The sequence below is a fragment of the Glycomyces sp. NPDC021274 genome, assembly GCF_040641195.1.
In the GTDB taxonomy this organism is placed as follows: domain Bacteria; phylum Actinomycetota; class Actinomycetes; order Mycobacteriales; family Micromonosporaceae; genus Glycomyces.
Window position 1 is genome coordinate 219,269 of the sequence record NZ_JBFADC010000008.1, and the last position, 9,279, is coordinate 228,547.

General features: G+C 63.7%; 4 protein-coding genes. All 4 read right to left on the bottom strand.

The genetic code is table 11. The annotated features are described in order from the left end of the window. Positions 1–194 precede the first annotated feature (194 nt). From AB0I03_RS18860 to AB0I03_RS18875, 4 genes are read right to left on the bottom strand one after another with little or no spacing between them, the layout of a single operon-like run. Positions 195–1,997 (bottom strand): DUF1998 domain-containing protein, encoded by a 1,803-nt coding sequence (locus AB0I03_RS18860; protein ID WP_360414457.1) that lies wholly within the window; start codon positions 1,995–1,997, stop codon positions 195–197. Then, complete coding sequence (locus tag AB0I03_RS18865; protein ID WP_360414459.1) at positions 1,978–5,142, bottom strand: helicase-related protein; 3,165 nt, start codon at positions 5,140–5,142, stop codon at positions 1,978–1,980. Before AB0I03_RS18865 ends, AB0I03_RS18860 begins: the two co-directional genes overlap by 20 nt. Next, on the bottom strand, positions 5,139–6,656 hold the full coding sequence (locus AB0I03_RS18870) for an NERD domain-containing protein (RefSeq protein WP_360414462.1): 1,518 nt from the start codon (positions 6,654–6,656) through the stop codon (positions 5,139–5,141). Before AB0I03_RS18870 ends, AB0I03_RS18865 begins: the two co-directional genes overlap by 4 nt. Further along, on the bottom strand, positions 6,653–9,163 hold the full coding sequence (locus tag AB0I03_RS18875; RefSeq protein ID WP_360414465.1) for a DEAD/DEAH box helicase family protein: 2,511 nt from the start codon (positions 9,161–9,163) through the stop codon (positions 6,653–6,655). Before AB0I03_RS18875 ends, AB0I03_RS18870 begins: the two co-directional genes overlap by 4 nt. Positions 9,164–9,279: the final 116 nt, after the last annotated feature.

Sequence of the window (9,279 nt, forward strand, 5' to 3'; positions counted from 1 at the left end):
TCGACCGCGATCATCAATCGAACGAGTGTTCCCATGATATCGACTTCTTTGGGGCAGTGGAAGAGCGCGTCGAGGGATCCCTGCAGCCTAGCGGTCCGGCCGGGAAGCCGTGCATGGAGGCGATCCCTGCTGTACCACGTATGGATCAGGCATCCGCATGTGCTCTCCGGCGTCCGGCGAGAGGAGACCTGAACTCATCCCGTACCCCGGATCTCCCTCAGTACGTCGTCGAGCAGGCCCGGGACTTCACTGCCGCCGAGCACCAGCTGTCGGTCGAGCATCCGATTGCCGGTTTCGCAGGAGGTCTCGCTGATCAGGCAGCACCCGTGGCAGGCGGAGAGATTCAGCTGGGACGAACCTTGATTGTCGCTTTCAATGCATACCGGATCGTTCGAACAGAAGTCCGCGTCCTCCAGCGCCGAGATCAAGAGCGGGACCAGCCTACCGGGTTCCCCGAGTCTCACGAGTCCACCGAGAGTCCCCTGCGCATCTCCGGCGGCGGTGAAGATCAGAATCCCCGCGGTCTTGTCCGCTCGATCGGAATTGGCGTAGATCCGCTCCTGCAGTGCGGCGGAGGCATAACCGCTCTCGAAGGCGAGCCGTCGAATGAGCAGGTGGGCGATAGTGTGCAGCGCGATGAAACGAGGTTCGGGGACATCGAGCCGTTCTCGCAAGAGGGAATCCTCCCAGCGCGACTTCAAGGTCACGGCGCGGGCCTGCACGGCCGCCAGCGCCTCCCACTCGGCGAGTCGAGTCTCATCGAATCGCAGAAAGATCCCCTCGCCGAAGAGTTCGATGGCCGGGAATACAGGTCGAGTCCTCCGGTTGGGGCCCAGATCGACTCCGATCATTGCCGCGTCGGCGTCGAAGCGCCGAAAGCCACGGAGCGCGCGGACCTCGCGGACACGCCGGACCTGTCCGATGCCGCTGACGGCGCTGAGCAGCGCCTTCGGTCCCACCTCACCGGCCATTGCCCGACCGTCCACGACGAAATTGCTTCCGGACCGATCACGCCCTTCCGAGAGCTTTCTCAGAAACGCCGCCCACTCACCGTCCTTGAGGTCGAGCAGTACCTGTCCCTGTTCGGTTTCCCCTACTGCGGCGAGCTCCAGGACCGTTGCCGCGGGGACATCGAGTTCCTCGGCGATCCGGCCCGCCGCCATCTCCGCGAGTGGCCCTCCATTGTCGCCTTTGACCGTGTCGAAGTACGGATGTTCGCGAATTCGATCCGCGAGTTCTAGCGACGGTGGCGGCTCATCGGGTATGTCCAGCGCCGATATCCGCTCGGCGATGTAGTTACCGGTGGCACCCCGTTGTACGGCGATCAGCTCATGTTCGCAGGGCTGCTTCGTGGACGTTCGGGGCTGCCAAGGCTGGCGTCCGTCACAGCGCAGACCGTCGCGCTTCAAGCCGCCCTTCGTCACGAGTTCGGCGAAAGTCCGAGTCGTCTTGCACTTGTAGCACTTGACCACCAGCGAGGTGAGGCCCTCACCGCGTGCGGCGTGACGTTCGAATCTGAGCGAGTCGTACGCCCGGCAGAATCGAATCTCCTCGTTGCCGGCGGCTTCTCGGCCTCTATGCGCCCATTTGAACCAATTGACGTCCTGAATGTGGCTGCCTTTCTCGCAGACCGCCACATACCGCATCGGGACAAGCAATCCGCCGCAATCGCAGGAGTTGGACCACTTCCCCTTTTTCTTACCGGTCAACTTCGAGAGATGATCGCACCGTTCACAGAACCGCCAGGCCGGAAAGCGCCAGTACAGTAGCGTCGGCGTGTCCTTGCCCGCCCTTCCGGAATGGACTGGTGGCTGCCGCAGAGTACCCGAACCCAACCTGGCGAGGAGCCGTTCACAGGATATCTTCATGGCGTACTTCTCGTCCCACCAGGAAGTGTCCGCCGCAATCAGGGACTCGCCGCGGACATCGACGATCGCACCGACGCCGAACGGTGAAATCGTCTCGGGCAGGCGGAGGTCATGCTTGATCTTTTCCACGGATCACCTCTTCCAAAGGCTCTTGGACTTCGACGGACACGTTAGGATCGACGGATCGCATCGAGTCCGCGACCGTCCAACCCTCGCCCGGCTGATCGAATCGCTTGAGCAGTGCAATCTGTTCCTGCTTCACTCGCTCGTAGCGGAAGTGCTGCCCTGATTCGCGCGCTTTCGCAGCTCGGCGGTGCCAATCGTTCAACAACGCTTCGACCTGAAAGCGAGTCTCCTCGACCTCCATGGCGTCCGAATGCCGCACTCGTTGGAGGAATTGGTCCACAACGCCCTTCACCGCCTCGGCGGTACCGGCATCGTCGAGATCGAACCGTCCTGCGCCGTCGTTATCGGCCAGATCGGAAAAGGAATGCCGGATCAGGGCCACCAGCGCACCGGCGAGCGACCGGGCGCGGGACGACAATGACCAGGGCGTCACGCTCGTGGGCTCCACACTTCGATAGAGCGCCTCGTGGTACCCGCGAAACGTCTCGAAATGCGAGCGATCTCGGGCTCGGGCCGATCTGAAGAGCGTCACGATGACGCCTTTCGTCTCACCGCGTCCGACACGACTGGTCGCCTGGATGTACTCCGAAGTGGTCTTCGGCTGGCCGACCATCAGCATCAGCGCGAGGCGAGGAACGTCGATCCCCACCGACAACATGTTCGACGACAGCACCACGTCGACCGCCGCGTTCGGCGCGTTCGGGTCATCGATCGAAACGCTCAGTGCCCGCAGGTCCTGTGGGAGTTCTTCCGGCCCCCTGCGGCTCGTCAGCTCCAAGAGCCTTTCCGCTCGGACCGATCGCAGCGGAAGTTCCAACCGGTCGGCCCGAGATTCGAGCCGACCGTTGACGTCGTCCACGATCAACGTCCCCGAACGGCCGAGTTCACGAAGGCTGTTGTGGTACATCACCAAGGTCCAGTACGCGTCTCGTGGGACGAGCGCTCCGGCCGCCTCCGGAATCTCGAGCATCGGCGTGACCGCGGCGATCACCGCGGAAGGCTGCGAAATGGACTGCGGCATGAGGCCGACGTACAAACGACCTTCACCGGATTCGACCGGCCGCGAGAAGAACGTGCGGTCATCGTCCAATCCGGGAGGCGGGTAGAGCGCGACCTCCCGGCCGTAGAGTCCTTGCACCTGTTCTTCGGAGGCACGAATGGTCGCGGTCGATGCGATGATCTTCGGCCCCGGTCCCGAGCGGCTCAAGAGCTGTTGAACGACGGCGTCGAACACTGCCACGGTGGTGCCGAGCGGACCCGAGAGCAGGTGCATCTCATCCTGGATCACGAGCGTCGGCGGCTCGCAACGCCCGTCGATGCCGAGCAGCCTGCCCGCTTCGGGTTTGAACTGGAGACGAGCGAACTTGTCCACGGTCGCCAAGAGGATCGTCGGGGGGCGCTCGTACAGCTGCTCGTCGACGACGGCGAGAGGGAGTTCGTCGACGAACTCGCACGACTCGTCGAGGCAATGGAGCACTATGTCCTTGCCCACCGACTTCATGCCGTAATCCTGCGGTCGGTCGGTTCTTCGCTTGGGCAGCAACGGCGTGCGGCACCAAACACAGCTTTCGATCTGGAATTGGTTCGCCTCCTCCGGCCGGGCGGCCTTGTAAAGACGATCGAGGGCCTTCCGTGCGCCGTCTCGGCTGTTGGGGGTCACGTCGTTCCCCACCCACAGCCCGATCGAGAAAGGCGCCATGCCCCTCACCCTGGGATCGGCCGCACGCATGATCTCCATTGCGCAGACCAGTGCGGCTGCACGTTGGAACTGCTGGGAGGTGAGCAGCCGCAACGTGTACCGCGTGATGACGGCGGTCCCGGCTCCGCGCAGACCGTGGTCGATCCGTCGTCTGAACATCTCGATTGCAGCGAGTCCGAGATACGCCTCGGTCTTTCCTCCGCCGGTGGGGAACCAGATCAGATCAACCGATTCGCGGTCGGGGTGAGTCGGGATCGTGGTGGAGGCCAAGGCGACGAGGATGAAGCCCAGTTGGAAGGGACGCCATTTGGGCTCCCTCCCCTCGCCGCCGTCGTTGCGGTCGGCTCGCAGTAGCTGTAGGCGCATTGCGGCCATGCCCAATGCGAAGGACATGCGAAGCGCCTCCTGGGAGGGATCGCCCAGGAGACGCACGGCCTCCTTCATGCGCTCCGCCGCCAGCTGGGAACGGACGGCGATCCGGACGGCGACTTCCCGGGATTCCTCAAGCGCCTCGGCCCGCTTCGACTGTCCGAGAGCCCACAGGTCGAAGGCGCCCACGAAGGCGTCCAAGGATTGGATCACTGCTTCAGGGTCCGAGTCGATTCGTTGTAGGTGCCGGAGATCGAGTGCCTCGTTCTCGACGGCCCCGGATTCGAAGCCCGTAGTCTCGATCGCCGGAACCACGAACGCCGGTACCGGATCGAGAAAGACCTCGCGGCAGCGACCCGCTTCGAACCGCCAATCGGCGGACATGCCATGCCCGACCGCGTAGATCTTCCGGTTCCTGTATCGAAACCTCAGCTCAGCGCCCTCATCGTCAACGATGAACGAACGGGCCGTGTCGTATTCCAGGATCTGCGAGCCGTCTGAAGCGGCGACTCTCAGACCGACCTGGAACAACATTCGAGGAATGTCCAGTCGGTCGTCGCCCGTGGACTCGGCGAGCACGCGCACGTGGACCGTGACCAGGTTCCGGCCCTTGAAGTCCCGCCACCGCGATCCGATCTCGACGGCGGTCCCGCCCAGCTCCAGATAGGCGTGTCCCTCTCCATGCCGTAGCGTTCTGGTGCTCACCGTGTGAGGGGTCCGACGCCATCGCGGTGGACCGTCATCGACCACGGCGGCATAGGTGCCGCAGGTGAGGCCGACGTCCACCGCTTCTCCGTCGGTCACGAACGAGACGGCTGTGGACGACGGTTGCCAATCCTCGGCGAGCGGAACGCCGGCGTCGCCCTGTTCAAGGTCGCCCTCGGCGACATCCGCCATGACCTCCACAGCGTCCTCCGGTTCCTCACGTGCGCCCTTGGGAGCGGCCGCCATCGGGAACAACATGCCGACGGCATACCTGCGGTGTGGAAGGTGCGCCACGACCTCGCGGTCGTCCTCGGGGCCGAGATAGGTCCTCCTGAGATGGTGCAATGTTCGCTCTTGAGCGGCGGTCAGATTCACTGCTCGACCTGCTTTCGGAGTAGTGCTTGAAGTCGTCGCTTGTCCTCCTGCGAGGCAACGATGTGCAAGGTGACCCTCGCCCGAGTGACGGCGACGTAGAACGCGGAGAGCCCCCGGGCGTCGTACTCGCTCGGAAGTCCGCAGACGATGACATGCTCGGACTCAAGTCCTTTCGCCGCTCGCGGGCTCATGACAGTCAGACCCGATCCGGTGTGCTTCGGACGCTCACTGGAGGACACGTCGATGATCCAGATCGCCTCACGTCGCGCGCCGTTCTCGATCAGCTCTCTCGCAACGACTTCGGCTGCGAGAACATCGGCGGGCCCAGCGCACCAACGCCACTCCACTCGATCGCCGTGCACGATGCCCGGGTCCCCCACATCGGCTCGAAGGTACTCCTGCACGACGTGGACGATCGATCGCGTATTGCGGACGTTGCGGTCGAGGTCGCACTCGACCGCATCCTGACGGACGAGTTCGAGCACTTCCGAATCGAACTCTCCGTCCACTCGAGCCTGGTTGTTGGGGTCCAGGAACATGCGCCACCGCCCCTGTTCGCGGCCTCCTCGAAGCACGCCGTCGAGCGCGTCCATGCAGTCGGCGTTCATGAGATCCTGAGCCTCGTCGATGAACACGACATCGTACGAGCGGGCCTTCGACAGGTCTGCGTACGGCAGCAGATCGATGTTCCTCTCCCTCACACGGGGTCCGAAGAACTCGACCAGCGAAGGGGAACGGAAGGTGATGAGGACCGATCGTCCCTCGCCCACCTCCTGTTTTGCGCCTTCCGCCAGAACGAGCGATTTTCCGGTGCCGGCTCCTCCGAAAACGAGCATCCTCGGGTTGCGAGCGAGCGAGGACAGTACCCGGGCCTGGCCTTTGGTGGCCCTGTTCTGCTCCTCGATGACCGCGCCCCGTTGCGCATCGATGACCGGCATCAATGCGAATTCACCGAACAGTCGCGCTCGCAACGTCGTAGCCGAAGCGAGACGAACGCCGTGAGGAGGAGTTCTGGCGTTCGCCGCGACCTCGTGCAGTGCCCGCTCCAGCCCGGAGATGCTCATACGATCCCTGGCCCACCAATTGATGGAACTCCATTCGAGGTTCGAGGGCGGGTCTTCGATGTCCGGTGTGATCACGACGGATTCGGAGGCGAACCATCCCATGCCGTCCTCACGCATGATCGCGCGCAACGCGTACATTGCCGAACGCGCCTGTTCCATGGGCGATTCCCGCAGCCGTTTCCAGTCGCCTCTGCGGTCGACGGAGTACCAAACTCCCTCGAACTTCCTGACACCGCCGCCTTTGACCTCGATGACGATGACGAGATCGTTCCAGAGCACGACGAAATCGGCTTCGCCCTGTTGTTTCACCCCATGACTGCGCAGCTTCACGGAGTGGAACGCGACCGCGCCGGCGGGCCCTTCGATAGAGCGCAGCAGGCGCGCGACGCGGCGTTCGGCGGCGCTGGAACTGGTCGCCTCGATGTCGGCGAGGTCGGGTACGAGGATCACGATCCGTGCTCACCCCAGAATCGCTCGTAAGCCTTGTATCCGAGGAAATCGTTGGCCGCCCCGAAGTTGTCCTCCACATCGACGATGAGGCACTCCTTCTCGCCGCCGTTGAGTGGGCCTCGCAGCCCGCGTCCGACCATTTGGATGTACGCGCTGGGACTCATGGTCGGCCTGGCGATGTACAGGGCCCGAACGCCCGGCGCGTCGAACCCCTGGACCAATAGATCGCAGTTGGTGAGGACGCGGATCTCCTGATTCCTGAATCGCTCGATGATGTCCCTGCGCTCCTGCCGACCGGTCTGGCCGCTGACCGCCTGGGCGTCGACGTCCCGGTACCGCAGGATGGCCGCGAGGACTTGCGCGGAGAGCACGTTCGGAGTGAACACGAGTATCGGCCAGGTGGGGTCCTGCTCGAGGATGTGGTCCACGAGAGCCCGCATGCGGCCTTGGTCTCGTCCGATCCGCTCGAGCACCCCCGCTTCGAGTCGCCGCATCGAAGTGGCCTGTCGCAACTCCTCGGGATTGAGATCGACCTTGATGCCCGGGAGCACGGTGCGCTCGACACGTGCGAGAACCTCCAGTTTCGCCAGCTCCTCATAGGCATCGCCGTCGAATGCTCTGATGATCGTTCTCCCGAAGCGGGCCGCCAGCTCCTTGGTTGCCGCCCCGTCATCGACGCTCCCCTTGAACGGGGTGGCGGTCAACCCGACGAGCGGGCGATCCCAACCGTGGCCGTCCACACCGAGCCACTTGAGAATGGCCGTGTACCGCTTCGATCCACCGGTCCGATGCGCCTCGTCTACGAAAACGGCGCTCGCCCGGCTCAGCCATTCGTAATCGGCCTTCTTGATCACCTGCTCGAGCATCGCGTCGGTGGCGACGATGACGCTGAACTCGGTATCGGGTTCGTTGACGGTATTGCCCTCCCACAGTCGCCCGATCGTCAGCGGACGCTTGTCCGCCAATCCCTGCCAGACGGTGACGAAGGTCTGGACCGCCTGTTCGCAGAGTTCGGCGGATTGGGCGATCCACAGCACCGGGCCTTCGAGATAATCGTCGGCGAACAGCTGCAGGACGGTCTGCGACGCGACCCGGGTCTTTCCCGCACCCGTCGGAAGTTCGACCATGACCTTCCTGTGCCGACCGTCAGAGTCCCTGACCTGGAGCACATTGCGCAGTTCCTTGGCAATGCGCCTTTGGAACGAGTGGAGCGGGTTGAGCTCAACAGCCCCCGGCACGACGAACTCCGCCTCCTGGGTCTGCGTTCGCGGGCCCGCGAAGTGGGCGCCGAAGCCCATCTCCCGCAGCCAGGCAATGGTCTTGGGGCGACCCGCCCACTCGGTGGGCACATTCGAATAGCCCTCTTCTCGGAACTGCGCCGCCAATTCCTTTAGGGATTCGCTGCCGTACACCTTCAGAAAGAGTTCGGAAACGGACGTCCTCGCATCGACCAGTCCTTGCGCTTCGAGCGCCTGCCAGAGTCCTTTCGGTAGCTTCTCCCGCAACGTGTCCTCGCCGAAGAAGACCTCGAGACGCTCTGCGTCGTCGGCAACGGCCCGGGCCGCCTCCCTTTGCTGCTCCATATGGAGGTCGAGCCCGTCCTGGAGCACCTTCCGCTGCTCGAAATTGTTCAGCCCGAGCCCGAAGGCCCGGTTGATGATCTCGAGAATCTTCGGCTCGTCGTACTCCGCTCGGACCGTGAGCGTCAGTCCGTCGAGATGCCAGTCCAAGGGCTGATTCTCAACGCCCTCATCGGTGCTGACCCGCTTGGTGATCTGCAGGGCTTTGACCACACTCGCATTCGCGATCTTCTCGTAGACGAGGTGCAGACGCAGCCCGGTGTACAGTTCCGTCACCCGCTGCGGGCCCTGAGCACCGTCGATCTGCATCGAGAAGCTGAAGCTCTCCTCGAAGCTACGGCAACCGATCACGTCCAGCAACGTCACTGCCTGTACCGGATCCGCGCTCAGATATGCCTTGTGCCGGGAGGCCAGCAGCGCGCGTTGCTCCTCGTTCACGGCCACATAGACCGTGTCCGGCCGCTTCAATTCGATGGCCTGTCCGACCTTGGCGGGGATCAACGGAGGACGCTCTTCTCCCGTATATGCCAGGCACCCGGCCTCGATGACGAACCGGGTCAACATCGCATCCTGGACCCGTACAGGGGCCGGATCCAGCGTGAAGGCCTCACGGAGCACGGGAATCGGAACGTCCGCCAGTCTTCTCGGGAGGCCGATCGCCTCCTCGGCCGCGCGAGGGCCTTTAAAAAGCGGAAGAAATGCCGCGAACTCCAGCAAGGACGGAGAGACCGTTTCCTGCGGCCTTCGATATCCTCGGGTCGAATCGACCAGACCTGCCTGCTCGACCGCCCAGCGCACCGGGGCGGGCACGGAGTGCATCCGCTCGGTGTCGATGTCCTCGCATTCCCACTCGGCACAATCCAGCTGCAGCAGATCACACGTCCATTTGGCCCGAATGCTCTCGGGCGCATCGGACTCCTGCAGCATGAACAAGGCCGAGAACGGACCTGGAAGCTCATGCAAATGTCTCGTTCGGGTGAAGTCGTGTCTCCGCGGCCGGGTGATCGATGCCGGCGCCCTCACGCCCGGGTCGGTTCACGACG

What these genes read in the sequence shown, in the direction of transcription:
- AB0I03_RS18875 (WP_360414465.1), bottom strand. Translation starts at nt 9,163, where the DNA reads ATGCTGCAGGAGTCCGATGCGCCCGAGAGCATTCGGGCCAAATGGACG.